20 protein-coding genes are annotated in these 26918 nt (G+C 61.0%); 3 read left to right on the top strand and 17 right to left on the bottom strand.

Going from position 1 to position 26918, the window contains the following annotated elements:
* Window positions 1-39: 39 nt before the first annotated feature.
* Both OIL88_02205 and OIL88_02200 read right to left on the bottom strand, forming a co-directional pair.
* Window positions 40-1662, bottom strand: coding sequence for a DUF4038 domain-containing protein (locus OIL88_02205; GenBank protein HJI71187.1), 1623 nt, complete (start codon window positions 1660-1662; stop codon window positions 40-42).
* Window positions 1663-1691: 29 nt separating this feature from the next.
* Complete coding sequence (locus OIL88_02200; protein ID HJI71186.1) at window positions 1692-3164, bottom strand: alpha/beta hydrolase domain-containing protein; 1473 nt, start codon at window positions 3162-3164, stop codon at window positions 1692-1694.
* 153 nt (window positions 3165-3317) lie between these two features.
* On the opposite strand from OIL88_02200, the gene OIL88_02195 reads away from it, so the two are divergent.
* Window positions 3318-4313, top strand: coding sequence for a LacI family transcriptional regulator (locus tag OIL88_02195; GenBank protein ID HJI71185.1), 996 nt, complete (start codon window positions 3318-3320; stop codon window positions 4311-4313).
* Here the strand turns inward: OIL88_02195 and OIL88_02190 are convergent.
* From OIL88_02190 to OIL88_02180, 3 genes are all read right to left on the bottom strand, one after another.
* Complete coding sequence (locus OIL88_02190) at window positions 4310-5320, bottom strand: LacI family DNA-binding transcriptional regulator (GenBank protein ID HJI71184.1); 1011 nt, start codon at window positions 5318-5320, stop codon at window positions 4310-4312. The two genes, OIL88_02195 and OIL88_02190, sit on opposite strands and share 4 nt — an antisense overlap.
* A 203-nt stretch (window positions 5321-5523) precedes the next feature.
* Window positions 5524-6498, bottom strand: coding sequence for a nucleoside hydrolase (locus OIL88_02185; protein ID HJI71183.1), 975 nt, complete (start codon window positions 6496-6498; stop codon window positions 5524-5526).
* Between the two features lie 4 nt (window positions 6499-6502).
* Window positions 6503-7492: a ribokinase gene (locus tag OIL88_02180; protein HJI71182.1), complete on the bottom strand. Its 990-nt coding sequence runs from the start codon at window positions 7490-7492 to the stop codon at window positions 6503-6505.
* 185 nt (window positions 7493-7677) lie between these two features.
* Here OIL88_02180 and OIL88_02175 point away from each other — a divergent pair, with 185 nt between their 5' ends.
* Window positions 7678-9894: an acetyltransferase gene (locus tag OIL88_02175; protein ID HJI71181.1), complete on the top strand. Its 2217-nt coding sequence runs from the start codon at window positions 7678-7680 to the stop codon at window positions 9892-9894.
* A gap of 545 nt (window positions 9895-10439) precedes the next feature.
* Here the strand turns inward: OIL88_02175 and OIL88_02170 are convergent.
* The 8 genes from OIL88_02170 to OIL88_02135 form a co-directional block, all read right to left on the bottom strand.
* Window positions 10440-11636: an Nramp family divalent metal transporter gene (locus OIL88_02170; GenBank protein ID HJI71180.1), complete on the bottom strand. Its 1197-nt coding sequence runs from the start codon at window positions 11634-11636 to the stop codon at window positions 10440-10442.
* Between the two features lie 74 nt (window positions 11637-11710).
* A complete protein-coding gene (locus OIL88_02165) occupies window positions 11711-13555 on the bottom strand; it encodes a CBS domain-containing protein (protein ID HJI71179.1) in 1845 nt (614 codons plus the stop codon).
* 328 nt (window positions 13556-13883) lie between these two features.
* Entirely contained in the window at window positions 13884-15290 is a 1407-nt protein-coding gene (locus tag OIL88_02160; GenBank protein HJI71178.1) for a polysaccharide deacetylase family protein, read from the bottom strand.
* Window positions 15291-15362: 72 nt separating this feature from the next.
* Window positions 15363-16118 carry a PRC-barrel domain containing protein gene (locus OIL88_02155; GenBank protein ID HJI71177.1) on the bottom strand — a complete coding sequence of 252 codons (756 nt, stop codon included), beginning with the start codon at window positions 16116-16118 and terminating at the stop codon, window positions 15363-15365.
* Entirely contained in the window at window positions 16118-16507 is a 390-nt protein-coding gene (locus OIL88_02150; GenBank protein HJI71176.1) for a YtxH domain-containing protein, read from the bottom strand. Before OIL88_02150 ends, OIL88_02155 begins: the two co-directional genes overlap by 1 nt.
* A gap of 136 nt (window positions 16508-16643) precedes the next feature.
* A complete protein-coding gene (locus OIL88_02145) occupies window positions 16644-17474 on the bottom strand; it encodes a hypothetical protein (protein HJI71175.1) in 831 nt (276 codons plus the stop codon).
* 24 nt (window positions 17475-17498) lie between these two features.
* Window positions 17499-18872, bottom strand: coding sequence for a hemolysin family protein (locus OIL88_02140; protein HJI71174.1), 1374 nt, complete (start codon window positions 18870-18872; stop codon window positions 17499-17501).
* A 113-nt stretch (window positions 18873-18985) separates the two neighbouring features.
* Window positions 18986-19669 (bottom strand): hemolysin III family protein, encoded by a 684-nt coding sequence (locus OIL88_02135; protein HJI71173.1) that lies wholly within the window; start codon window positions 19667-19669, stop codon window positions 18986-18988.
* Window positions 19670-19854: 185 nt separating this feature from the next.
* Here OIL88_02135 and OIL88_02130 point away from each other — a divergent pair, with 185 nt between their 5' ends.
* Window positions 19855-20820 (top strand): alpha/beta hydrolase, encoded by a 966-nt coding sequence (locus OIL88_02130; protein ID HJI71172.1) that lies wholly within the window; start codon window positions 19855-19857, stop codon window positions 20818-20820.
* 251 nt (window positions 20821-21071) lie between these two features.
* Here the strand turns inward: OIL88_02130 and OIL88_02125 are convergent, their stop codons facing one another.
* The 4 genes from OIL88_02125 to OIL88_02110 form a co-directional block, all read right to left on the bottom strand.
* Window positions 21072-22268 carry a DUF362 domain-containing protein gene (locus OIL88_02125; GenBank protein HJI71171.1) on the bottom strand — a complete coding sequence of 399 codons (1197 nt, stop codon included), beginning with the start codon at window positions 22266-22268 and terminating at the stop codon, window positions 21072-21074.
* 345 nt (window positions 22269-22613) lie between these two features.
* Window positions 22614-23261: a class I SAM-dependent methyltransferase gene (locus OIL88_02120; GenBank protein HJI71170.1), complete on the bottom strand. Its 648-nt coding sequence runs from the start codon at window positions 23259-23261 to the stop codon at window positions 22614-22616.
* A gap of 8 nt (window positions 23262-23269) precedes the next feature.
* Window positions 23270-25936 (bottom strand): ABC transporter permease, encoded by a 2667-nt coding sequence (locus OIL88_02115; GenBank protein ID HJI71169.1) that lies wholly within the window; start codon window positions 25934-25936, stop codon window positions 23270-23272.
* Between the two features lie 8 nt (window positions 25937-25944).
* The gene (locus tag OIL88_02110) at window positions 25945-26658 is read right to left on the bottom strand and encodes an ABC transporter ATP-binding protein (protein ID HJI71168.1); all 714 of its coding nucleotides are present in this window, start codon (window positions 26656-26658) and stop codon (window positions 25945-25947) included.
* Between the last annotated feature and the right edge of the window lie 260 nt (window positions 26659-26918).

Below are 26918 nucleotides of genomic sequence, written 5' to 3'. Positions count from 1 at the left end.
CGGCCGACTCTTTCCCGCCTATGACCAAGGGAAATATGGTTATGCCTTGAGCTCGAGGACGAGGAGCCAATCCCCAACCTCGGGTTTGTCAGGCAGTGTGATGCTGTCCGTGACGACAGAGACGTTCTCGCCGTCACGGTATGCGCCCGTGCGGGGGTTAAACCATCGGCTTGCATAGGCAGCGCCCGTCGGCACGCCCTCGATAGCAAGCTTTCGGCGCACGGTATCGCCAAAGTACGCGACGATGCGCGAAAGGTCTCGGTTGGCGGTTGCCAGCGGAGCCTTGTTGGCAAACAGGTTGCCCGCATCGGTCGTTTCGTAGGGAGCGAGCTCCCAGAAGTGATTTTCTTCGTAGAAGGAGCGCATATAGCCCATCTGGACTGCACCCTCTCCGTCTACCGCCTGGGCCCACGTAATGCCAAAGCGGTTGAAGATCGCCATAAAGGGATCGAGCTCCTCGGGACTTTCCCACACGTTGTCCCAGATGCCCTGGGCTCCGTAGGTATAGCCGGCGCCGCCCGCCTGCATGCAGATATACGCCACGCGACGCAACATGTCTGCGGTGCACAGGCGCGTACCCATTTCCTCGAGCGTCGAGCAAAACTCGTAGAGCGCCTCGCCCTCGACGAAGGGCTTGTCGTCATGAGCTGCCAGATAGTCAAAGTAGTCGCTCGCCTTGATCAGGTAATCGCCATGACCGGCCTGGTTGAGCGTAAAGTCCATCCAAGCCTCGTCCTGGTAGTAATCGGCAAAGGGGCGCTCGTTGGTATAGTGCGCCGTAGCCAGGTGGCCATAGCCGTCGCGGGCCTCGATTTCCAAGGCGACCTCACGCCATCCGTCGATCAAAGCGGCTCGATCTTCTTTGCCATACCCGGCAACCTCGCCGGCAAGCGTCCAAACCATCGGATATGCGCCATAGCGCGCCACCAGATAGCGGGCAAGGTGCTTTTGATGCTCCACGCCACGATCGCCGCGAATAGAAAACGCCCATGCCTGGCCAAGCGCGTTGACCAAACCGGCATCGGCGACATAGGCCATGCGGCGATCAAGCTCCTGCCGGTAGAAAGCGACATTGGGCAGATCCTCTACGCCCTTGGGCATACCGCCGTCAATCCAGTAGCGACCATCTGCGCCCATGTCGGAGCGCAAGTTGGTCTGGTAGACGGTAAATCCCTGCTTGGCACGCAGGTCGACCATGCCGCGGAACTGACTCGTCATGCCAGGGTGGTTCGACTTGTCCCAGCTCTCGCGGTAGGCAAATTCCCAGTGGGTGTCGCCGAGCCAAAAAAACGGCGTGCCATCCGAATAGGCAAATAGGTGCGGGTTGTCCGCGACGCGGATAAAGCCGTGGCGATACAGGTCGAGGTCGCCCGTGTACGGTACAGCCTCGACGCTGCCCGCACAGCCATTAAGACCGGTCTGCTCGGGAGCCTCGATACCATAGTTCCAAGCGCCGAGCTCGGTCGGGGCAAACGAGACGCGGTAGGTGCGGTCGCCGTCCCAGTAGGCCTCGCGGCGGATCACCCTGCCGCTCGGACCGACAAACTCCGCCCAAATCTCAACATCCAAAAACGGGTTGTCGAACGAACAGGCGCTCTCAAACGTCAGAACGACCGGACGCCAGATCTCGGCGACAGCGTCTTGGTTCAACGTCGTATCCATTACAGACCCCTCTCCGGTCTTAATACCTACTAGTTCAGTCCCCGCTCGCTCGCGGACCTCACGGCAAAGTCAACGATCGCCCGGGCGTCTTCGGCACAGACAAAGCCTTGCGACACCTCAATCGCCGTATCGCGCTCGCACAGGGCGCGGTAGTTTTCGAGCGATCCGTACAGCTCCTTGAGCATCGATGCCGAGAACGACTCCATGTGGCCAAACAGCCCATCCTTGTCGCTCGTCTTATCGACCGTGCCCTGACCCGGCTCGACCAGGCTCGTGTTGGAGTAACGGGCAAACGGATGCTCGAGCAGGCAGGTGCGAAGACCGCCCTTGGTGTTGCCCAGGGCATCCTTTACGTTCTCGCCGTTTGCATCCAGCTCAATGTGCGGGCACGTTGCCGGCGCGGCGCCGGTGCGGACCCAACGGAACAGGTTGCGGAAGGCAGCGTGGAAGAGATACTGCGACGGATAGGCGTTTGCCTCGGCATGCTTGCCGACATACACCGGCAGGTGGTCGATACGCTTAAGATCCTCGTCGTCCTGGTAATAGTCGACATAGCTCCACTGCGTATCGTGGGAGGCGCCCGTCACCTCGTACAGCCGGTACTTAAAATCGGGGGCATCGCTATCGGGCATAAGCGTGCGCCAACTCTCAAAGCGACCGTTCTCGCTTTCGGTCTGAAGGGCGATGAACGGCTCCTCGACGTGCTCCACGCGCATCAGGTGATGCGCATAGTCCCGGCAGCACTCATACTGGTTGACGGGAGTGCACAGCGAATGGATGCCGCCGCCGGACAGATAGCCGTCAAACACGCGGCCGTCGCGGCGCACCTCCTCGCGATAGGCAAAGCTGTTGAGGTAGCGGAACAGATAGGCGCCTGACTGGGACCATCCCGTAAGGCAGATCGCCTGGTGCGGATAATCGCGGATCGGGTTGGGGTCGGAGTCCTCGCGCAGGAGCCACGCAAGATCGGTCAGCATATCCCAAAACAGACCCGTCTCGTAGGAGATGTCCATGTCGGGAAGTGCGCCGCCGCGCTCGAGCTCGGCCGGATCATAGTCGAAGGGTCGCTCGGGAGTCGGGTTCGCCCAACTCATAAAGGCATAGCGGTCGGGGTTGAACTCCTTGAGCTTGGCGATGGTGTTGGGCTTGCTGGTAATGCCCACATAGATATCGCCGGAGCGCACAAACTCACCGTGACCCAGAATCCACATGTGCTCGATTTCCATAAACGACGTGGGGTTGATGATCTCGACGACCACATTGCCGCTCGCTTGGGACAGGTCCTTGGGAGCGCGCACGACGATGCGGTTGGAGTACGGGGCATCGGCCGTCATGACTTCGACGCCGCCATCTTCATCGACCGTGCGGTACACGTTGGCGGTACCGTCGATGCGATACTCGCGCTCGGCGTAGCCCTCCGCGCTTAGATGACAGTAGCGCTCCGCACTCGAAAACGGATAGCTCTCATCCGTAATAGGCATTTCGGAAATACTGCCGATCATCGCTTCCCCCTTGGTTGTTGCGTTTGGTGAGACCAACTCTACTGGGGGCGCAACTTAACTTCTATCGATTCTTAAGTTGAATTACTAAATGTTTAGCTTAATGAACAGGCGGATGTTAAGCTCGTTTTAAGTTAACAACCGTTAGGAACCACCATGGCCGTTACTGCAAAACAAATTGCTGATCAGCTGGGAATCTCGGCAGCGGCCGTCTCCCTTGCACTTAACAATCGACGCGGCGTAAGCGAAAAAACACGGCAGTTGGTGCTCAGCACCGCTGAAGCCCTAGGTTACGACTTTAGCAAGATTAAGTTCGAGCGACAAAGAAGCGGAACCGTTGCCTTGGTTGCCTTTAACCGGCGCCGCATCTTTGCGAGCCCCTTTTTCGCCGACATGCTCGCCGGAGTCGAGGGCGCCCTTAGGCATGCGGGATTCTCGTTTTCGCTGGTGAACTACTCGCCATTCGAAAACATTCACCAACAGATCGCCGACATCGCCGAGGCACGATATGACGGCGTCATCATCCTCGCAACCGAGATGTACGAGTCGGATTTTTTGCCGTTTGCATCGCTGGACTGCCCTCTGCTGCTGCTGGACTCATGCATGAGCGTTGGGGTCGACACGGTCAAGATCGACAACGCTGCCAGTATGACACTTGCCGTACAGTACCTGTATTCGAAGTATGGATCGGTCCCCGGCCTGTTAACGACGCCCATTACCTTGGGCAACTTCACCGAACGACGCTTCGCCTACGAGCACGCCATCGGTCAGCTAGCCGGGTCGGAAAAATGCGGCATCATCCACGAGCTCGCCGTCGATCTAGACGAGGCCTACTCGGGCATGCTCGACATTATTGATTCGGGCGAGTCCCTTGCCCAAAGCTACGTCGCCGTCTTTGACGATGTGGCTATTGGAGCCATGAAAGCCTTCATCGAGCGCGGCTATCGCGTGCCCGATGACGTACGCATTGTCGGCTTCGACAACAACATCGGCGGCACCTACGTGCAGCCGCAGCTGACCACGCTCAACGTTCCTTCGCAGTATATGGGCGCCATCGCCGCACGACGCCTCGTCGAGATCATCGACGAGGCCGAGCACCACCCGCTCAAAATCGAGCTGGGGGCATCGCTTATCAAACGCCGTTCTGCCTAGATCTCGCGCACGCTTTGGCGCTCGACAAAATAGGTCGATACGGCCGTCTTGCAGGTATAGCTCTTGGGATTGCGGATGTTGCCCACCAGGCGGCGCACCGCGATCTCGCCCACCTCGTGCTTGGGAACGTGCACCGTGGTGAGCGGCGGGTTGGAAAAGGCGCCCAAAGACAGATCGTCAAAGCCGATGATCGAGACATCCTCGGGCACGCGAATACCGTGCTCGTTGAGCGCGCGCATGGCACCCACGGCGAGCACGTCGTTTTCGGCAAAGAAAGCCGTTGGCAGATCCTCGCGCGAGGAATTGTCGAGCCACGCGCCCATGTCGCGATATGCGCCCTCGAGCGTGGTGCCCAGCGTGACGCGCCATGCCGGATTGGCCTCGAGGTCCGCATCCTCAAGCGCCTGGCGATAGCCGCGCTCGCGGTCCTTAAAGTTGCGGATGCGAAGGTCGCCCGCCAGATAGCCGATTTGCTTGTGACCTTTCTCGATAAGGTAGTCCACGGCGCGCAGTACCGAATCGGTGTTGGCAATAACTACGGCATCGAAGTACTGACGATCGCTCCAGCCATCGAGCACAATCAGGTGGGCGGCAGCGTTGGCGAACAGGGCGTAGTCCTCCTCACCCAGCTCGGTGCCCATCAGCACGATGGCGGCAGACGGGTCGGCGATCAGACCCTCGACCTGCGGACGCACGGCGTCCAGGTCGCTAAAGTCGAGCGAGACAAAGCTCGTGCTCATGCCGTGGCGACGCGCCTGGCGCTCCACGCCCTCAATAACCGCGGGGTGAAATGTGCTCTCGTCCAGGATGGCGCCCGTCTTGCGCGCAAGCACAAACTGGATGCTCTCGAGCTGCGTCGACTGCTGGTAGCCGAGCGACTGTGCGCACTCCAGGATGACCTTGGCGGTCTCCTCGCTCACGCTGCGCTTGCGGTTGAGCGCGTTGGACACGGTCGCAGGCGAAAAACCGGTGATGCGGCTGATTTCGCGGACACTTGCTTTGGCCATTGTTCCCCCTAGTAGCGGTCGCGGTCGAGCATCGTGGCCTGACCGCCCCGTGACTCGACAACTAAACGACCGCAAATTAAATCTAAACAGAATAGTAAATGTTTAATAGCTAGTTTAGCCTGTTGTCAAGCGAAGCGACGCGACTATTCCCCCAACGGGCGTATTTACTCGGTAGCTAATCTGGAACGGGGCACAGAAACCGTTTAGCCCAGGACGCGGGCCATACGTGTCTTGAACTCGGACAGGAAGCGCGGGGCGTCCACGGTGAGTGCCACAAGCGCGCTCTTGTCGGGGTCGGACAGGCGATGCTCGTCGCAGATAGTGCGGCCGCGATACTCGCCGAGCAGGTCGACGCGCAAGTTGCAACCAAGTGCGCCCACGAGCGTGGGATCAATCGCCACGGCAACGGCAAGCGGATCGTGCAGCGCGCAGCCGCCCAGGTAAGGGGCGTTCATCTCGTACGAGCCAATGTAGTGCTCGACCATACTCGCAAATGCGCAGCCCGCCATGGTGCCCGAGCCCGTCCAACCGGCAATGTCGCGGCGCGTCAGCACCACGCGATGCGTCACGTCAAGACCAACCATGGTGAGTTTGCGGCCCGAGCGCAGCACGGCGTCAGCGGCCTCGGGGTCGCTCGCCATGTTGGCCTCGGCACCGGCGCTCACGTTGCCGGGCACGGTCAGGGCGCCACCCATCACCACCACGCGGCCGATAGACATCATCGCCGCCGCGTCGCGCTCAAGGGCGAGCGCCAGGTTGGAGAGCGGACCGGTCGCCACATAGACCAAGTCGGGACCATAGGTACGCGCGGCATCAATCAGGTAATCGACCGCCGCATTGCCATCGGCCGACATCGCGCCCACCGGCTCGTACGGCGAGGCGGGCACGCTTGCGCCGCCGATGCCGTTCTTGCCGTGGATAAGCGTGGTGGACGCCGGCGGCGTGTAGGGTTCGGTCGCCTTCACGGGACGATCGGCGCCCAGGTACACCGGCACCTCGGGACGACCCAACAGGTCGAGCACCGCCAAGCAGTTGTGCGCCGACTGCTCGACGCGCACGTTGCCAAAGCACGTGGTGATGCCGACGAGCTCCACCTCGGGGCTCGCGATGGCATAGGCAAGCGCCATCGCATCATCCACACCCATATCCAGATCAAGGATCAGCTTCTTGGTTGCCATTGTTCTACTCCGCTTCTCCGTCTAAACCGTCTAAACCAAACTTACGTTCAACTTCGGCGCGCGTGGGAATCGATTGCTGAGCACCCAGGCGCGATACCGTCACTGCCGAGGCGCGAGCGCCTGCGACCATGCACTCAAAAAGGGGCAAGCCCTGCAGCCGAGCCGCTGCAAGTGCGCCGATAAACGTATCGCCGGCGGCCGTCGTGTCGACCACCTCGCTAGAGAGCGCCGGCATGCGTAGCAGCCCTCCATCATCGCCGAGCGTAACCGATCCGGATCCGCCCAGTGTGATAACCGCGGCACCGGCACCCTTAGCGAGCAAGGCCTTAAGCGCGGCCACGCAGCTCGCGTCATCCGTGGGCAAGATGCCCGTCAGCACCTGGCACTCGGTCTCGTTGGGACAAACCAAGTCGACCGCAGGCCACGCTCCCGCCGGTAAGTCGCAGGCGGGCGCCGGATTAAAGACCGTATAGAACCCCAGCCTGTGGGCGCAAGAGAGCGCCGCGGCTGTGGCCATCAGGTCGCATTCGCCCTGGGCGATAAAGACGCCGCCGGCTGCCGGGGCGAGGTCGCAGATCTCGGCATCGAGTTCATCGGCCACCAGATAGCGCAGCGCGCAGGCAACGTCCTCGCCCGTAAGCGCATGGTTGGCGCCCGGCGACAACACGATGCGGTTGTCGTTCTCGCAGCGAATGATAGTCGCGGTGCCAGTCTCCACGTCGTCGCGACGCGCCACGAACTCAACGTCCACGCCGGCATCTTGGAGCCCCGCCACCAGTGCGTCGCCAAATGCATCGCGCCCGACGGCGCCGATCATGCACGTGCGCGCGCCCATGCGCGCGGCGGCCACAGCCTGATTGGCACCCTTGCCGCCGGCGTTGGTGATAAAACCGCTACCGCCGACAGTCTCGCCCGCACGCGGCATGCGCTCACACGCCACCGAAAGGTCCATGTTCATGCTGCCGAACACCGCAACGATGCCGCGATCTGCCATGGAAACCTCCTCATCCGCGGGCTTTATACCCACCGTCGGCCGTCAATCGTATGCTTTCGCACTCTATAACTTTAGTTCACTTTGATGTGAACGCGCGCTTGAGGTTGCGCCAGCAGCAAGCATTCACAGGAGCGGGCAGCTACAATGAATACGTGCTGATTTTTCTCGTCATTGGATGATGTTTTATGGAACAATTCCCGCAATCGAGCTCACGCGGCCCGCGCCGCGCGCCCGATAACCAGGCGCCGCACGAACGCCCGCGCACTGAACGCCGCGCAGGCGACCCGCGACGCACCCCGAGCCCCCATCGAGCACCCGCCAACAAAGCGGACCACGCCAGCGCCGCCGCCGCGGACCAGACGCCCACTCGTCCCAAATCTCGTTACATTCCCGCCCTCGACGGCCTGCGCACGCTCGCCGTTGTCGCGGTGGTGCTCTATCACCTCAATCTTACGTGGGCTCAGGGCGGCCTGCTCGGCGTCACGATCTTCTTTGTGCTTTCGGGCTATCTAATCACGCGCCTGCTGCTCAACGAAGTCGCCAAGACCGGGCGCATCGACCTCAAGAGCTTCTGGATTCGCCGCATCCGCCGCCTGTTCCCCGCCGTAGTGACCGTCGTGGTAGTGACATGCGCGCTGTGCACGATCTTTAACCACGTGATGCTCACCAAGATGCGTCCCGACATCCTGCCGTCGCTGCTGTTCTTTAACAACTGGTGGCAAATTGCGCAGGACGTCTCGTACTTCAACGCCCTGGGCGACCCCTCGCCGCTCACGCACTTTTGGTCGCTCGCCATCGAGGAGCAGTTCTACCTCATCTGGCCGCCGCTACTGTTTGCCATGGTGTCCATGCACGTGAGCAAGCCCAACACGCGCCGCGTGGTTCTGGGCTTGGCTGCGGTTTCCGCCATTGCCATGATGGCGCTCTACAACCCTGCCGCCGACCCCAGCCGCGTGTACTACGGCACCGACACCCGCGTCTTCTCGCTGCTGCTGGGCGCCTGGATGGCCTTTATCCCCGATCGCGATCTGGCGCCGGTGTGTCTCGCTCATCGTTTGGGGCTCAATCGCCTGGCTGGCGCCGCTAAGCACGGCAAGAACGCCGAGGGCAAGCCTGGCGAGAAGGCCGACAACGCAGCCGAGACCGTCCCGGCACAGCCGAGCGCCCTCGTGCGCTTTTGGTCCTCGCCCGCATCCATCGATGTGCTGGGCGTCGTGGGTCTGGTTGGCCTTGCCGCCATGGTCGCGCTCACCAACGGCTACACCGCGTTCCAGTATCGCGGCGGCACGCTGCTATGCTCCATCCTCACGCTCATGGTCATCGCGGCCTGCGTGCAGCCCCAGGGAATGGTTGCCCGCGCACTGTCCGCCGAGCCGCTCGTGTGGGTTGGCAAGCGCTCGTACAGCATCTACCTGTGGCACTATCCGCTACTGTTGCTCATGAACCCGGTCGCCAACATCAACGATACGCCGTGGTGGCAGTACATTTTGCAGGTGTTGTTGGTGGTCGCCGTAGCCGAATGTTCATATCGCTTTATCGAGACGCCGTTTAGAAAGGGCGCCTTTGGGCGCACCGTATCCGAGTTTCGCGACGGCGCCACCACGCCCGCCAACTGGGTACGCGCGCACGTCCCTGTCTGCGCAGCCTGCGCTGTCGTGTTGGTCGTTGCACTGGGCGGCCTGGTCTTTGTGCCCGAGACGTCTGCACTGAGCGGTGAGGGCGCCGAAGTCCTCAACAAGGAAGCCAAGAACACCGCGCCAACGGACCAACAGGCAGCCGACGACACCGACAAGGACAACGACGGCTTCCCCGATGGCTCCTACGACCTGTTGATGATCGGTGACTCCGTGTCGCTGCGCGCCGTTGATTCCTTTGACGGCGTGTTCCCGCACAGCCATATCGATGCCGAAAAGGGCCGCCAGTTTGATGCGGGCCGCGCGACATTTGAGGGCTATCTCCAACAGAACCTTGCCGGCAAGATCGTGGTCTTTGCACTGGGCACCAACGGCTTGGTAACCGACGACCAGATCGACGCCATCATGACCGATGCAGGAGATAAGCGTATTGTGGTGTTTGTGAACACGCGCAGCCCGCAGCCGTGGGTTGGCTCTACCAACCAGGCCATCGCCAACGCCGCCACGCGCTACAAGAACGTGCGCGTTATCGACTGGTACGGATACAGTGCCAATCGCAACGACCTGTTCGATGGCGATGGCACGCACCTGTCGACCACTGGCGTGACTGAGTACCTCAGCTTGATCCACGATGCAGTCAAGAAGGACCTGCCCGTGCATCCCGAGGATCACGTCAACGATCCGCAGCCGGCGGCCGTCAAGTCTGCCACCGACGCACTCGTCAATGCGCTCGCTCTCAAGCCGCACAAGCTGGGCACCGACAAGTAACCTGCAGCGCAAACTTCCCACATCCGGAGGGGGTGCCTGCCACGGCAGGCACCCCCTCCGGCAGTTAGGGACGTTCCTTATATGCCGGCACCCAGGGACACTCCTGACACAGCCGAGGAACGCCCTCCTTGCGACCGAATTCTGGGCGCCTCGCCACCCCGAACGTTGTTTCCAAGCCCACACCCGCAGCAAACAACCCAAAATCACTCTTTTCGAGCCGACTCCAAGAGGTCGTGGACAAAAAGTGGCAAATATGAGTACTGTTACCATTTTAGTAGCAGGCAAAACCACCCAAAATGGCGCTCATGCGGTAGCGCACGACCCTTCCAGTTGACCAGAATGGCCGGCTTAGGACTTGGAGACCCGCTTTTAATAAACAGATTCTTAACTATGTTCATTATTTTCTTGGTCGTAAATGCTATCGGCAAGGCAACAGTACTCATATTTGGCATTTTTTGTCCACTGCCATATAACTAACGCCCTATAGCGGGCAAAAAACAGGCCGCAGTCCATCGCTGCGGCCTGTTTGGAGTCCAAAAGAGGCGCTAAGCGCTGTAACCCATCGCCTGCAGAACAAACATGACGACCGTCAGCACCGTAATCACACCGATAGTCGCCCAAGTGAGCACATTCCACACGCGGCCGTTGCGGTTAGTGCCCATAATGTGACGGTCGGCGGCAATAACCACCTGGAACACCAGAACCACGGGCAGCAGCACGCCATTGATGACCTGCGAGGTCATCATAATCTGGAACAGATCGACGCCGGGCATAAGCACCAGCACGGCAGAGATACCGATGATGGCCGTAATGATGCCGCGATAGACCGGGGCCTCGTCCCAGCTGCGGTCGGCACCGCGCTCCCAGCCAAATGCCTCGCAGATGGCGCTGGACGTAACACCCGGCAGCACGCACGCAGCCAAAAAGCTCGCCGCAACCAAACCAGAGGCAAACAGCACCGTAGACCACTGACCAGCGATGGGCTCCAGCGCACGGGCAGCATCAGCGGCATCGCTGATCTGAATACCCGCCGGGAACAGCACCGTACCGGTCGTGATAATGATGAAGCCGGCGATGATGTCGGCGGCAATCGAGCCGCTTACGGTATCGATGCGCTGCAGCACGATATCGTCCTCGCCCGCGTTCTTATCGACCACGTTGTTCTGCGCCAGGAAGATCATCCACGGTGCGATGGTGGTACCGATTGTTGCGACCACGAGCGACACGTAGTTGGGGTCGTTTTGAATGTTGGGCACGACCAAGTCGACCGCGACCTCGCCCCAGTTGGGACCAGCCATAAACGCGGCGACGATATAGGTCACGAACACACAGCTTACCAGCAGCAAAATCTTCTCGATGCGCTGGAAACTGCCCGACATGGTGAGCATCCACACCAGCAGCGCCACGAGCGGCACCGAGATGCTCGCCGGAACGCCAAACAGGGCAAGGCCGCTCGCGATACCCGCGAACTCCGAGATGGTCACAGCGGTGTTGGCGATCAACAGCGCCGCCATGGCCAGCACGCTCTTACGCACGCCAAAGCGTTCGCGGATGAGCGACGCCAAGCCCTTACCCGTGACGCAACCGCAGCGTGCCGCGGTCTCCTGCGTCACGATAAGCAGCACGGTCATGACGGGAAGCATCCAGAGCATCTTGTAGCCATAGCTGGCGCCCGCGCTGGAATACGTGGCGATGCCGCCGGCGTCATTGCCCGAAAGCGCCGCCAGCAGACCGGGCCCCATGGCGCCAAAGATGGCCGCAATGGTTAGCTTTTGCCTGGTGCTCGGCTTTTGCTTCGTGTTTTGCACGCGACCACCTATCCCATGACCGACACGGTGAGCAGCACCGCAGCGGCGCAGTACGCCACGCACGAAATCATGACGGCAATGACGTTCATGGCGGTACCCGACGTATTGAGGTCGTGCTCGTCGCGCCAGAACAGCACCATCAGGTAAATCACGGCACTCATGTTGCTAACCAGGCAGATGATAGCCGCAATGTTAAAGCATCCGGTAAAGAGCTGCTCCTCGAACATGGAGGCATCGGGGAACGCGGCGGTGCGTACCAGTTGCGCGCACAGGTAAGTCACGAGCGAAAGGATCAGGCCCATGCCCGTGCTCTGGAAGAAGAATCCCAGGTACGGCTTGGGCTCGTCGTCGTGGCCGTCGTACTCGAGGAAGTAGTTCTTGACGAACGACACCATGCGCGAGGCTGCCAACAGCACGAGCGGCATGGCGCACATGGGAAACACCACCAGGTGCGCGGAGCCAAGCGCCGTCCCCAGTAGCGTTGCCATGATGCACGAGGCAATGCCCCACACGACAACCCAGTACTGACGATGCACAAACCAGCTGAGCACGTTCGTCGAGTCGTCCGATGCGCTGTCGCCCGAGCCGATGCCGGCGATCTGCAGGTCCTCCTGGTGCTCCTCGGCGATAACGTCCATAGCGTCGTCGAAGGTCACGATGCCCAGGATGTGACGGTTCTCGTCGCAGACGGGAATGGCGACCAGGTCGTACTTGGTCATCTCGTCCGTCACGTCCTCCTGGTCCTCGTCGGGCGACACATAGACCAGGTCGCGATAGGCAAGCTGGCCCAGCGTGGCGTCGCGGTCGGCCACGATCAGCGTGCGCAGCGAAAGCACGCCCGTCAGCATGCCGCTCGGGTCCTCGGTATAGACGTAGTAAACGCTCTCGAAGTCCTCGTCGAGTTTACGGATTGCCTCGATGGCGTCACCGACCGTCGCCGTAGCAGGCAGGGCGACAAACTCCGAGGTCATGATGCGGCCGGCGGTGTTGTCCTCGTAGCCCAGCAGGTTACGGATCGCCTTCTCCTCTTTGACGCCCATCAGGCGCAGAAGCTTCTCGGCCTTCTCGTAGCTGAGCTCGTCAATCAGGTCGGCGGCATCGTCCGGGTCCATCATGGCCAGCATCGACGACGCATCGGTATCGGACAGGCCCTCAAGCATCTCGGTCATGAGCTCGTCGTCATCGAACTCCGAGATTGCCTCGGCTGCCTGGGCGGTATCGAGCTGTGCAAAAACCTGCGCGCGCAGGCGCGGGTCGAGTTGCTCGATAATATCGGCGATGTCGGCGGGGTGCAGCTCGCCAAGCGTCTTGTGCGACACCGAGAGCTGGATGTTCTTGGTCGAGCGGTCGAGCAGGTCCATGTAGGACCAGGCGATGATGTCCTCGCTGAGCGGCTTGCCCAGGTGCTTCATAAAGCCCTCGACGACATGCTCGAGCGCGGGGCTAATCGCGCGCAGCAGGCCGCGAGCGCCCACCTCGGCACCCAGCAGGCGCAGCTGATTTTCGCCCGACATGGAAAACTTGATGTCGTTTACGCGCACGACCTTCATGCCCTGCGTGTCGACGATCTGCTTGTTGAGCACGTCGCGCGCAAGCAGCAGCTCGGTCGGCTGCAGATACGAAAAGCGAATATTGGTCGCAGATGTATTGAGGTACACGCCCGTCTCGTCGATGCGGTCGACCCATTTGCGCCAGCTGATCATAAACGGTGTCTTGCCGGGACCGCGGAACGCGAGCGACGTCACGTGCGGAAAAACTTCGCCGGTGGCAATGCCAAAATCGTTCACTACGCCGAGCTTTTCGCCATCGACGTCCAAGACCGGCAACTTGAGCATCTCACTCAGATAATTCAATGGTGCTCCCCATCATTATTCCTCCGGACGCGGCCGCGCGTGCGGCGTCCGGGGGCTTCTGGATATGTATACGCATGCGCGGGCGGCACGCCGCTCGACGCTTACACCCCGTGCATGCGCAAAAAGCACCTGCATGGGGTCATCGACTGTATGGTCGAGGTTTGGATTTCACCTGTAACCTTTCTCTTGACCCTCATTAACCGCAGTAACTATAGCATCAGCATCGCCCTGCGGCATCGAATTTATGCGCTGCACATTGCAGGCATACCAAACGCTGACGTATCCGTGACATAGCCCTTGGGGACGTTCTTAAACGACTACCCAATGACTACTCTGTGGTGTCATCGTCCTCGGCAAGTTGGGGGAACACGGCGTCCTTGGGCATGGTGACCTTCGTCAGCGAGGTGAGCTTTTTGCTGAGCGATGTGTCCGTCTTGACCAGGTCGCTCAACGTCACGATTTTGTAGCCGTCGGCAATAAGCCCGTCGATAATCTGCGGCAGCGCCTCGAGCGTCTGCTCGGCGCATTCGTCTCTATCGGTGAGCAGCACGATATTGCCCGGCGTCACCGAATCGAGCACCGTTGAGACCTGCTCGTCGGCACCGTTGAGCAGCCAGTCGCCCGAGTCAATATTCCACGAGACCACGGCGGAGACCAGGTCCATCGCATCAATCCAGTTTTGCTCGTCAAAGGCAGCGTAGGGAGCACGCAGCAGCATCGTCTTCACGCCGGTCGCCGACTTAATCGCATCGGTGCCTTTCGTGATCTGTTCGCGTACCGTCTCACGGTCCTGACCCTTGAGCGAATCGTCGCTGTAGCTGTTGGATCCGATCTCGCACCCGGCATCGACAATCGCCTTGGCCGTGGCAGGCGAGGCCTCGGCCGCATCGCCCGAAAGGAAGAACGTCGCGGTAACGCCCTTTTCCTTGAGCACCTGCAAGATCTGTTTGGTGGCGCCGCTCGGACCCTCGTCAAACGTCAGCGCCACGTACTTTTTGTTGCCCTTGGGCGCCACGCTGGCGCACGCAACGACGCAATCGGTGGCGGGCACAACCTCGCCGCGGTCCTGCGTCTTGCCCGACTGCTCACCAACCCACACCTCGGAGCGGCCCTGAACGCCCCACGTCTGCACATACTCGATAGCGCCCGTGCCCTCGACCTTGAGCTTGGGCTCGATAACCGTAGCCTGAACCTCATGCTTCTCGTAGGTGTTACGGCCATCCTTGACCGTCACCTTCTCGCCACCCTCAAGTTCGCGGCTATCCCATTTGCCCTGTTTTATGCGCTTGCCGTCCACCTTAACCGACAGCTTTTCGCCGCCATGGCGCTTGAGCACGCTGTCATCGACGGCCAGCAGGTCGCCTGCGTCGTAGGTGTCAGTTAACTCCTGGTCGTCGATGAGATTCTGCAGCGTAGAGCCGACGCGCACCGCGGTCTTCTGGCCGTTAAGCTCCACGTCCACGCTGCGGTTGACGTAGCCCACGACGGCAGCGATAAACAGCACGAGCGCACAGCCCACGGCAATGAGCGCGTATGGTAGGCGAGACGGACGGCGTGGTGCGCGGCTGTTGCCGATGCGCGCACTGCGATCGCTAAACCCGCGGCTATGGTTGAGGTACATCGCGCCGGGCTTACGGCGACGGCGGCGCTGACCGCTGGGCAGCTGCCCCAAGTCGCGGCGCGCCGTCGGACGCGCACCCGAACGCCCGTTTAAGTTGGATCCGTTTTGGCGCATGTGCCCTCCCCCATAAACACAGCGAGCCGGAGCAACATGTCTCCGGCTCGCCTCCCATCATTTGGTACGTCGCTATTTGCTAGCTTTTGACGAGCCACCGCTCGCCTTTTGGTATTCGTCCTTAAAGGCCTTGAACATGCCGCGCGTCTTGCCGAGCTGCTTGCCCAGCGCGCGACTGCCCTTGTCCACGGCGACCGATCCCTTGTCATCGAGCACCTTGGCGCCCTTTTTGACCTTATCGCCCACCACGACACTGGCCTCGGCAGCCTTGGCGGCCGCGCCGCCCGAATACCCGAGTGTCTTGACCTCGTCCGAAACGATCATCGCGCCGTTCTCGTAGCCGCGCAGCATCGTCGGCGGCACCTGCGTGTCACCGACAAGCACGCTCGAAGCGGCACCGGCGGTCACATAGAACATCTGAACGATGCCCGAGCGCGGCTTGAACTCCACGTCCGAACAATAGCCCACGACATCGCCCGATTCCGTGCGCACGTCCATACCAACCCAGATGATGCAATCGTCAAGGTTAATGTCGAGGCGCTTGGCCGCAGCGGCATCGTAGGTGTCCTTGGCGTCATCCACCGCGATGGCGCCCTCATAGACGCCGATGGCATCGAGCGCCACAAATCGGTCGGGGCGCTCGATCATGCCCGCAATGTCGGACTGGCGAACCATAAAGCCCACCACGCGCGTACCGCCCGGAGTAAAGACCGGAAAGTGAATCTTTCCGAGCTTTTTAGGGCTGCGCGGCGTGCCGTCCTTTTTTGTGCGCTTGTCCTCGGTGGGCTTGCGATAGATCTTGGCGCCGACAAAATCCCCAGCGCGCATTATGCCTCGGTCGAGGGCTCCGCAGCCTCGGTGTCGGCCTCGGCGGCGTTCTCGACCACGACGTCGGCGGCGGGCGTCACGTTGCCGCCCGAGATGGCGTCGTTGAGCTGCTCGCGCAGCTGGTCCATACGCTCGCGGGCCAGGTCGACCTTGGCGCGCAGGTCATCGGTCTTGGCATCGACCATCGGGCCGAAGTCGTTGACCGCGGCGCGGGCCTCCTCGGCGCCGTGCTCGTAGGTATCGCGCATGTTATCCCAAGCGTCGTTGGCGATATCGGCAGCCATGGCGCGAGTCTCGGCGCCCGAGCGCGGGGCCAGAGCAACGCCGATGATAGCGCCGGCGGCGGCACCAAAGAGTGCACCGGAGACAAAGCTAAAAGTCTTACCCATGATCATTCCTCTCCTGCGGGCACGTCGGCGCCCACCGTTTGAATGCTGTCCATTATACCCGCAGCGCAACACTTACCGCCCCGCTCATCTGCATACGGCAAAGGCGCAGGTACATGATGGTGTTGAGCGAGCGAACCTACTCCTGAGGCATGGCGGGCATGGCAACCGTGGCAGCCGGATCCCCGCCGGCGCCGTCCACGAGGGGCAAGCCGGCCTCATGTGCCGAGCCAGCCGGAGCCGTTGCCGCGCCGCCGAAGACGGCCGCGGAGGCCTCGTGGTTCTCGACAACCGCGCCCTCGGTATCAATCACCACCTGGGGCTCGTCTTCAAAGTTGGGGACGCCCTGGGGCTCAGTTGCCGGCTCGGCGGCCGCATCGACAACGGGATCGACGTCGTCGTCGGCAGGAGCATCGCCCTCGGCCGCATCCTCGGCCACGTCCTCGCCATTCGCGGCGGCGACGGCCTCGTGCGGATCCTTGCCCTCGGCCTCGGCACGCATGCCCAAAACCAGATTGCGCAGACCCGCGACCGTACCGTCCACGTCGGGCGCAGGCTGGTCGGCATGCAGATATGCCCAGTCCATCATAAAGGTAGCCGACGACAGCGCGCCGATGGCCAGCGCGTCGTCGGGACACGAAAGCTCAATCTCAAAGACACGCTCGTCATGCTCGCTCACGCGGGTGCGGCCGCACGAGATATTGCCGGCAAGGCCGGTCTCGTTCATGAGCTCGACCGACACGTGCTCCAGCAGGTGGCAGAGCTCGGTCTGGCCCATGCAATCCTGGAACTCGCGGCCGGAATCGCCCAGGCACAGATGCTTGGCAATCGCTGGCACCAGATAGTACACGCGCGCCGTGGCCTCGATATCCTCCGAGGTCATGAGCGGCATGCCGGGGTTCACCAGCACATGCGCGCAGATCTTGTCCTCGCTGACGGTGACCTTAAGGATGTTGAACAGGCCTGCCATAACTCTCCCCTACTCGTCCTTGTCCTACTCGTCGCCATCGTGCGGATCTGCAGAACCCGCACCCGACGCCGCCGGCTCGTCCGCCGCGGACTCGGAATCCTTCTTATCGGTTTCGGCCGGAGCGATCACGCGAATGAGCGAGATGCGCTGGCCACGCATCGACTGCACCTTAAACTTGTACCCCGCAACCTCAAACACCTCTCCGATGTCGGGCACCGAGTCGCAAAGCTCCAAAATCCAGCCGGCGATGGTCTCATAATCATCGCTTTCCTCGAGCGGCCATCCAAGCTCAATCGCATCATCGCACGAAAAACGCCCATCGACGAGCCACTCGCGACGCGAGAGGCGCGTGAGGTACTTGTTATCGGGGTCGAACTCGTCCTCGATCTCGCCCACAATCTCCTCGACGATGTCCTCGATGGTGATGATGCCGGCCGTGCCGCCGTACTCGTCCACAACGACCACGATCTGATCGTGCGAGGTCTGCATCTCGGAAAGCAGCGGCAGGATGTCCTTGGTATCGGGCACAAAGGTGGCGTCGCGCAAAAAGTCGGCGATGGGCTGGTCACCCTTGCCGTCGAGCGCGGGCTGGATCAGGTCCTTGATATGTGCGATACCCGCCACGTTGTCGGGATCCTCGTGGTAGACGGGGATACGGCTGAAGCCGGTCTGGCGCATGGTGGACAACACGTCGGCGACCGTCTCGTCATCCTCGCACATGGTGGTGTCCACGCGCGGCACCATGACCTCGCGGGCAACGGTGTCACCTAGGTCAAAGATCTCGTGGATCATGCGCTTTTCCTCGTCGAGCAGGTCGTCCTGCTCCGAGACCATGTACTTGATCTCTTCTTCCGAGACGTTCTGGCGGTCGTCGGCGCTCTTGATGCGCAGGATGCGGGCCAGGCCGTCGGAGCAGGCGCCGGTCAGCCACACGAGCGGGCGGGCGATCTTCTGGAACACGGAAAGCGGCCCCACGACCTGCTTGGACACGCCCTCGGCGTTAGCGAGGCCGATACGCTTGGGCACGAGCTCGCCGATCACGATGGAGACAAAGGCGACGGCGACGGTGATGATGACCGGCGCCAGGCCACGCGCGATGGCGGAAAGCGGCGCGATGCCAAAGCTCATGAGCCACGTGGCGAGCGGGTCGGACAGGCTCGTCGAGGCGACGGCAGACGAGGCGAAGCCCACAAGCGTGATGGCGACCTGGATGGTGGCCAGCAGCTGGTCGGAGTCGGCGGCGAGCTTAATGGCGCACTCGGCGCGCTTGTCGCCCTCCTCGGCCTCGTGCTCCAGCACGGCGCGCTTGGCCGTGGTGAGGGCCATCTCGGACATAGAGAAGTAGCCGTTGATGAGGGTCAAAACGAGGGTGGTGATAAGGGAGATGGTTATGTCCATCGGGAGTTTCTCGAACCTCCAAGATTCGGGACGTTGGCAGGAGACGTAGTTGGCGGATAAGGCGGTTGCGCCCGACGGCCACCTGGGTGGATCCGCGGGCACGGGCTCGGTCGTTAGATTACGAAGAGGATCACCGCCATGAACTGGAAGATGCTACCGGCGAGCACCCACAGGTGAAACACGCTGTGCAGGTAACGCACGTTTTTGGCGATGTAGAACGGTACGCCCACGGTGTAGCACACGCCGCCGACGGCGAGCAGCGCTAACGCGACGGGGTTCAACAGCGCTACGAGTGCGGGCAGCTTAAAGACGACGAGCCAGCCCATCAGCAGATAGACCAGGCCGCTTACCCAGTGCGGCTGACGCTCGCGCAAAAAGCACTCGAGCGCGATACCAATGATGGCGATGGCCCATACGGCAAAGAACAGCACGGCACCGCCGTCGTTTGCCAGCGTAATGAGGCAAAACGGCGTATAGCTGCCCGCAATGAGCAGGTAGATGCAGCTATGGTCGATGATGCGGAATACGCGCTTTGCGGGCGCGGGCTGAATCGCGTGATAGAGCGTGGAGGCCAGATATTCGAGAATGATGCTGACGCCGTAGACGATCGCCGCGGCCATGTGGGCCGGGCCGCCGCCGCGCAGGGCGGCGAATACGATCAAAAGTACGAGGCCTGCGATGCCCAGCAGGCAGCCGACACCATGGGTGACGGAGTTCATGATCTCCTCGCCCACCGTGTACTGCGGAACGGCCGCGGCCTTAGGTCGCGGCTTGGAACTGTCGCTCGAATCGGACATGCCGGTTACATCCTCCAACATAAATAGTTCTCAACACTATATCAAAGCGTCTGGGTACGTGCGAAATTTGCACTATACGTGACCTTTTGTTTACCCATTCTTTGCTTGTTGACGCATCAACGATGAACATCCATAATGCGCTTGCATTAAATGTTGATGTATTAACATCTTATAGGAGAGCGATTATGGCTCAAAATACGCACCCCCATCGAGGACTCAAGATCGGCCTGGCCGTTGCCGCGGTGCTCGTTGTCGCCCTATTGGGGTTTGCCGGCAACTTCTTATTCGACTTTGCCCTAAACCCCCAAGCGCCCTACACCATGAAGATGATGCAGGACGGCAAGAACGCCGAAAAGGGCGAGCAGATGGATGCCGAGGAGACCGAAGCGCGGGCTTGGTTTAAGCAGAATCGCGAGAGCAGCAGCCTCACCGCGGATGACGGGACCGAGCTTGCCGCTTGGTATTTCGCTGCACCGGAGAGCACCCACGATTATGCTGTCTGCCTGCACGGATACACCAACGAGCCCATCGGCATGGCACGATACATCAAGCGTTTCCACGACCGCGACATGAACGTGCTCGCGCCCGCAGCTCGCGCCCACGAGCGCTCCGGCGGCGACTACATCGGCATGGGCTGGCCCGAGCGGCTCGATGTCGTCGCGTGGATCGAACGGATCGTTGCGGACGATCCCGAGGCGCGCATCCTGGTCTTTGGCGAGTCGATGGGCGCGGCGACCGCCATGAACGTGGCAGGGGAATCTCTGCCCGCAAACGTGAAGTGCATTATCGAGGACTGCGGCTATACGAGTGTCTGGGACGAGTTTTCCCTGCAGCTTAAAGACGTGTTCGGCCTGCCTAGTTTTCCCTTGCTCGATGTAGCCAACCTGGTGTGCAACGTGCGCGCGGGCTACGACTTTCATAAAGCGAGCAGCGTGGAGCAGCTCAAGCACGCAACGGTCCCCATGCTGTTTATCCACGGTGACCAGGACACCTTTGTGCCGTACAGCATGCTCGACCAAAACTACGACGCGTGCACCAGCAAGGTCAAGCAAAAGCTCACCGTCCACGGCGCCGCCCACGCCAAGAGCGCGCAGGTCGACCCAGAGCTCTACTGGAGCACGGTCAACGACTTCCTCGACAAGAATTTTTAGGCAAAAAGCGGCGTCTGCAGCCTCCTCCAGCCCCATGATTTCGGAAGTATGCGGCAAATTCTGGAGTTGCCGACCAGACCGCTGTTTTACCAACAATTTATCAGGGGTTTTGTTGCCAAAAAACGCCGTGTGCTCGGCGGTCTCGAAATTTGCCGCATACTTCCGAAAAACCGCCCGCGAGCACCGTGCTCGCAGGCGGTTTATGTTTGAGTTACGCAACAAAAGCGCGCGATTTGTCCAATAGTCCGGCGCTACTTGACCTCGATGAGCTCGTACTCGCTCGTGCCCAGGCCGATCTTCTCGGCGTGTGCGATGCACGCGCGCCAGTCGGTGTCGGGATGCGTGATGCAGAAGGGATCGCGCGCCTGCTCGCCCTCCAGATGCTCGTGGTTGTGCTCCATCTTGGCGGCGCTGTCGGTGAGCTCGGTGTTGGGCAGCGGCTCGGATGCCATGACGGCATCGGCGCAGGCCTGGTCGATGGCGACCGGGTCGAAGCTCGCGAACATGCCGATGTCGTTGACGATGGGCGTGTCGTTTTCGGGATGGCAATCGCAGTTGGGGCTGATATCCATGGCGAGCGAGATATGGAAGCTCGGACGGCCGTCGACGATAGCCTTGGTGTACTCGGCGATCTTATAGTTGAGCACGTCGGCCGCGGCGTCATAATCAGGCTTGATGCAATCCTGATTGCACGCCGCAATGCAGCGTCCGCAGCCCACGCAGCGATCGTGGTCGATGGCGGCGACATGGACCGTGCGGGTGCTGCCGTTGGCAAGCTCGCGCTCGCGGGTGTCGTCAAACGAGATGGCGTTGTGCGCACAGATCTTCTCGCAGGCACGGCAGCCCACGCAATGCTCGGTCGCAACGCTCGGCTTGCCGGCGGCGTGCTGCTCCATCTTGCCGGCACGGCTGCCGCCACCCATACCCAGGTTCTTCATGGCGCCGCCAAAACCGGCCTGCTCATGGCCCTTAAAGTGGGTGAGGCTGATCACGATATCGGCATCCATGAGTGCCTGGCCGATCTTGGCCTCGTGCACGTACTCGCCGCCCTCGACCGGGACGAGCGCCTCGTCGGTACCCTTGAGACCGTCGGCGATAATAATCTGACAGCCCGTGGCATACGGGGTAAAGCCGTTCTGGTAAGCGGTGTCGATGTGCTCGAGCGCGTTTTTGCGGCTACCGACGTAGAGCGTGTTGCAATCGGTAAGGAAGGGCTTGCCGCCCAGCTCCTTCACAACATCCGCGACGGCGCGAGCGTAGTTGGGGCGCAAAAAGCTCAGGTTGCCCAGCTCGCCAAAGTGAATCTTGATGGCGACGAACTTGTTCTCGAAGTCGATCTGCTCAATACCGGCGCGGCGAATGAGGCGCTTAAGCTTGTCGAGCTGGCTCTCGCGAGCATGCGTGCGCAGATTCGTAAAGTACACCTTGGCGGGTGCAGTTGCGGTCATAGATCTATCCCCTCGGTCTATATGGCGTTACAGACATAAGAGGATGGTACCAGTTAAAGCAGAGTTAAAGTCAAGTACGGCACCTAGTCATTGGGGACAGTCTTAAATGACTGAAACCACTCATTGGGGACGGACTTAAATGAGTGCCTCGCCACCTGGCAGCTAGGGACGTTCCTTTCCTGCCGGCAGTTGGGGACAGTCCTTGTCAGTCCGGCCGGCGAGCCGGCGAATCGGCAAAGACTGTCCCCGATGACTAGTCATTTAAGTCTGTCCCCAATGACCACTCTTGGTAGGAAAGGCGTCGCGGGGGATTTCGTCCCAAAATGTGTGTGATGTGTGGTCGTCCTAGGAGGGCTTGCGCACAACCAGGTGGGCGCGGAAGCCTTTCTGCGCCTCGAGCTTGAGCAGGAGGAATCCGGCCCCCTCGGCGAGCGCGCGAAGCTCGGACACCTTGCAGATCCGGACATCGCCGTGACCTGCGAGGCGCGCCAACGGCAGCTCAAAGGTGTTCATGAGCCATACCACGAAGTCGCTCGACGTGTAGTCGCGGAGAATCAGGCGCCCGCCGGGGCGCAGGACTCGGGCCGCCTCGGCGAAGAACCTCTCGGGGTGCGGATAGTGATGGAAACTGTTGGAGCAGAGCACGGCGTCGAAGCTTTGCGGCTCGAAGGGCAGGGCTTCGGCGTCCCCGACGACGAAGCGGACGTTCCCGAGCTGCTTGGCGCATGCCGCCTCGATCATTTTGGGCGTGAGGTCGAGCCCCGTCAGGTGCTTGCCCGGGTATTCCCCGTGCAGCAGCTCCAGGACCGCTCCGGTTCCGCAGCCCACGTCGAGCACGTCCTCGAACGGCTCGAGCGCGAGCTCCTCGAGCATCTGCGGATAATCGTCTTTGCACATCTCGTAGATCCCGGCATGGCCGGACTCGTAGATCTTCGCCGCTTCGGTGAACTCTTTGACGGAAAGCTGCTTGAGCTCTTCTGCCGATCTGGCCATGAGCCCTCCTATTCCTGGACCTTGAGCGCCTCGGCGAGGCTGACGCGCCTGATGGAGCGCGTGTGCAGGAGCGCCACGACCAGGTAGGTCACAAAGCCAATGCCCACGCACGCCGCCATGGACCAAGCGGGCACGTAGATCTCGATATTGCCGTTGTAGGCGAGCAGCATCGAACGGAAGATGGCCGTAAGCGAGCCGATGATCACGGGCAGGCTCAGCACGAGCGACGCCGCCACGCACAACGTGATCGAGCGGATGTACAGGTGCGAGATCTCGGCGTCGCGATAGCCAAAGACCTTCATGTAGCTAATCGAGCGGGCGCTATGGTCGATAACAGCCTTGGTCAGCAGGTACATAAACAGCAGGAAGATAAACACCGCGAGGCCAACCATCATGCCGATCATTTTGCTCATCATGCCGATAAACTGGTCGCCCACGGCACGCATGTCGTCGGGCGTGGTGTCGCCGGCAAAGTAGCGCGCATCGAGGTCGAGCTTCTCGTCGCTCACATAGCCGTTAAAGTAGGCAGCGTCGTTGCCGAACAGCTCGTTAAAGTCGTCGATGCTCATGTAGATATTCATGTCCGACTTGGAGCCCCAGGTGGCGTCCTTGCCCGTGTACTCCAGTGAATAGTCCTTGCCCTCGTACTTGTCGTGGAGCGTGACCTTTTGTCCCTCGCTCCAACCAAACTTATCGAGCAAGCCGCCACCAAAGACGACGAGACCGTCGCCCACATCGAGGTCCTTCCAGTAGCGCGAATCGGGCGAGACGCCGTAGACGGAAATCGTCTCCTGCCCATTTCCGTCGCCGCGGTCGTATTGCAGCTGGTAAACGGCATATTTCTCGGCCTGCGCAATCTTCGCCGCACCGTTATCCGTCGTATTGACGGGATGAATATCATCGTTGTCGGTATCGATCTTCGAGGCCTTTTCAATCAGATTGATGGCCTCGTCGCGGTTGCAGCCAAGCGCATCGGCAAGATCGTCGAGGCGCGCATAGAGGACGTCCTTCTTGTCCTGAACCGTTGCGAGCGCGTCCTGCGCTGCGGCTAAACCCTCGGCAGACGGAGAGCTGGTCGCGGCATTGGCAGCCGCCTGCGCGGCATCGACCGCGTCATCAAGCTCGTCGTCCGCATCCTGGGCGGCAGAGAGCAACGCGCCATCCACCGACTGCAAGCGCTCGAGCGCCGACCACTGCTCGCGCTCCTCGGCGGTGCCTTCAAGCTCTAGCGGAGCCTTGAGCGTGTACTGATGCTCGGCGACCAAACTCGTCTCCAGGTTGTCCGCGTAGTGCGTCATCGTGGGCAGGATCGCCAGACCAAAGAGCAGCAGCAGCGACGCAAACGCGATGCCCACGAAGAGCGTGGCGAAGTTGCCCAGATTGCGCAGGAAGATGCGCAGGCGGAAGCGCGAGACAAAGCCCATACGCTCCGGCAGCTGAAAACCGCGCTTGGTGCCTGACTTGCCGCCCGCCTCGTGACGAAGGAACTGCAGCGGCGTCTTTCCCATCTTGCGGAGCAGGCCCACCAACGTAATGAGGATGAGCGCGGAGGCGGGAACCACGGCGCACTTTACAAAGATCTCCCAGCTCCAGTACACCTGGAAGGGCGGCAGGCTGTACGAGCCGTAATAGAGGCCGCGCATGGGCTCGGTAAAGAACGCGACGCCGAGCGCGGTGCCCAAAAGCGCCGCGAGCACGCCCACGATGGCGGGAAGCGCAAGGTAGTGCAGCACGATCTCGCGACGGCGATAGCCGCTGGCGAGCAGCGTGCCGATAATGGCGCTCTCCTCCTCGATGGTGGCGTCGGTAAGGACCACAAAGACAAACGCCATGATCACGATGATGATGTCGAGCAGCGTCATCCACATCATGGAGTCGCCGTCCACGTCGTCGCGCGCATAGCCAATGCCCTGGTTGGAATCGGCGTCGATCAGATCGTCCACGCGCGCATCGGCGTCGGTCAGCGCCTCGACCATATCTTGCTCGGCGTCAATGCGGTCCGCGGTGGGGAGGTCGCGATCGGTAAAGGTGAAGGAGTAGGTGTAGGCGGGTGCGCCACCGGCATCCTCGAGCGCGGCAAAGCCGGCGTCGGTGACCTCGGCCACGCCATAGGTGATGGTGTTCACCGTAAAGTCCGAATTGTTGAGGAACAGCGCCTGGCTATCGGGCTGGGTCATGATGCCGCAGATGGTGTAGGCGCGGTCCTCAAGCTCGACCTTATCGCCCACGGCGAGGTCGTTATTGGTGGCAAAGACACGGTCGATGGCCACCTCGTCATCCACCTTGGGTTCCTTGCCCTCACAGTAGGACGCGATATCGACCTTGCTGCGGTGCGCATAGGTGCGCAGCGTGCGCTTGGTGCCATCGTCGCCGTCGGCCTTTTTGATGATGGCGTCGATGGAGAAGTTCTTGTAGAGCGTGACGCCCCCAACATCCTCCGCCGCATCCTCGGCGGCTTTGAGCTGATCGTCGGTGGCTTCGAACGCCGTGGTCAGGCGACCGTCCTCAATCGTGTACGTATCGCGCATGTCGTCGATAAGGCAGCCGATGGAGTGCGCGGCGAGCAAAAAGCCCGACGTGAGGGCGATACTTCCACACATAAGCAGGAAGATGCCTAGGTATTTACCGATATTGCGACGCAGCTCGCGGGGGAGTCGTTTTGCGAGAGGTGACATGGTGCCGCCTACCAATCGAGCTCGGCGGCCGCGACGGGCGACTCGTTGAGCTCGTCCTCGACGATGCGCCCGTCGCGCAGGCGCAGCACGCGGTTGGCCATACGGGCGATGGCGGCGTTGTGGGTGACGATGATGATGGTGCAGCCGTAGGTGCGGTTGACGTCCTCCATGAGCTGCAGGATTTCCTTGGATGTCTTGTAATCGAGCGCGCCCGTGGGCTCGTCGCACAGCAGCAGGCCCGGGTTTTTGACGAGCGCGCGGCCGATGGCGCAACGCTGCTGTTGACCGCCCGAGACCTGGCGCGGGAACTTGTTACGGTGCTCGTAGAGGCCCAGCGAGCGCAGCAGGTCGTCGACGTTGAGCGGGTCTTTGGACAGGTGCGCCGTGACCTCGATGTTTTCCTTGATGGTGAGGTCGGGCACCAGGTTGTAGAACTGAAAGACAAAGCCAAGCTCGCGGCGGCGATACTCGCCCAGATCGGCGGGCTTGAGCGTCGTCAGGTCGCAGCCGTCCACCATAATGGAACCGCCGTCGGCGTCCTCCAGGCCGCCGATGAGATTGAGAAACGTCGACTTGCCCGAACCCGAGGGCCCCAGCATGACGCAGATCTCGCCGCGGTTGATGGACGTGTCGATGCCGTCGAGCACCGTCAGGCGCGCATCGCCGTCGCCGTAGTGTTTTTTGAGGTCCTTAACCTGGACGTAGGCTTGCTTCGTCGCCATACTATCCCCCATTGTTAGCCTTCTGCTACTTTTCTAGGGCTATAGTAAACCCAGGCGAACTATTTTTGCGCGACATATGGCATTTATTTCAAACTAGTCACCCGGCAGTTAGGGACGTTCCTTTCCTGCCGGCAAATGGGGACAGTCCTTGCCAACCCAGCCGGCGAAGCGGTAGATCGGCAAAGACTGTCCCAATGACTAGTCGTTTAAGTCTGTCCCCAATGACTACTCTTGGTCGTTTAAGTCTGTCCCCAATGAGT

The organism is Coriobacteriaceae bacterium (assembly GCA_025992855.1).
Classification (GTDB): Bacteria; Actinomycetota; Coriobacteriia; order Coriobacteriales; family Coriobacteriaceae; genus Collinsella.
Note: the sequence above shows the minus strand (reverse complement) of the source record. Positions and strands in the feature narration are given on the sequence as shown.

Coding starts and splice junctions, on each gene's coding strand:
- OIL88_02115 (HJI71169.1), bottom strand. CDS start 25,936: ATGTCACCTCTCGCAAAACGACTCCCCCGCGAGCTGCGTCGCAATATC.
- OIL88_02145 (HJI71175.1), bottom strand. CDS start 17,474: ATGGCAGGCCTGTTCAACATCCTTAAGGTCACCGTCAGCGAGGACAAG.
- OIL88_02175 (HJI71181.1), top strand. CDS start 7,678: ATGGAACAATTCCCGCAATCGAGCTCACGCGGCCCGCGCCGCGCGCCC.
- OIL88_02200 (HJI71186.1), bottom strand. CDS start 3,164: ATGATCGGCAGTATTTCCGAAATGCCTATTACGGATGAGAGCTATCCG.
- OIL88_02140 (HJI71174.1), bottom strand. CDS start 18,872: ATGGACATAACCATCTCCCTTATCACCACCCTCGTTTTGACCCTCATC.
- OIL88_02180 (HJI71182.1), bottom strand. CDS start 7,492: ATGGCAGATCGCGGCATCGTTGCGGTGTTCGGCAGCATGAACATGGAC.
- OIL88_02110 (HJI71168.1), bottom strand. CDS start 26,658: ATGGCGACGAAGCAAGCCTACGTCCAGGTTAAGGACCTCAAAAAACAC.
- OIL88_02170 (HJI71180.1), bottom strand. CDS start 11,636: ATGGGGCCCGGTCTGCTGGCGGCGCTTTCGGGCAATGACGCCGGCGGC.
- OIL88_02190 (HJI71184.1), bottom strand. CDS start 5,320: ATGGCCAAAGCAAGTGTCCGCGAAATCAGCCGCATCACCGGTTTTTCG.
- OIL88_02120 (HJI71170.1), bottom strand. CDS start 23,261: ATGGCCAGATCGGCAGAAGAGCTCAAGCAGCTTTCCGTCAAAGAGTTC.
- OIL88_02160 (HJI71178.1), bottom strand. CDS start 15,290: ATGCGCCAAAACGGATCCAACTTAAACGGGCGTTCGGGTGCGCGTCCG.
- OIL88_02135 (HJI71173.1), bottom strand. CDS start 19,669: ATGTCCGATTCGAGCGACAGTTCCAAGCCGCGACCTAAGGCCGCGGCC.
- OIL88_02185 (HJI71183.1), bottom strand. CDS start 6,498: ATGGCAACCAAGAAGCTGATCCTTGATCTGGATATGGGTGTGGATGAT.
- OIL88_02205 (HJI71187.1), bottom strand. CDS start 1,662: ATGGATACGACGTTGAACCAAGACGCTGTCGCCGAGATCTGGCGTCCG.
- OIL88_02130 (HJI71172.1), top strand. CDS start 19,855: ATGGCTCAAAATACGCACCCCCATCGAGGACTCAAGATCGGCCTGGCC.
- OIL88_02195 (HJI71185.1), top strand. CDS start 3,318: ATGGCCGTTACTGCAAAACAAATTGCTGATCAGCTGGGAATCTCGGCA.
- OIL88_02150 (HJI71176.1), bottom strand. CDS start 16,507: ATGGGTAAGACTTTTAGCTTTGTCTCCGGTGCACTCTTTGGTGCCGCC.
- OIL88_02125 (HJI71171.1), bottom strand. CDS start 22,268: ATGACCGCAACTGCACCCGCCAAGGTGTACTTTACGAATCTGCGCACG.
- OIL88_02155 (HJI71177.1), bottom strand. CDS start 16,118: ATGCGCGCTGGGGATTTTGTCGGCGCCAAGATCTATCGCAAGCCCACC.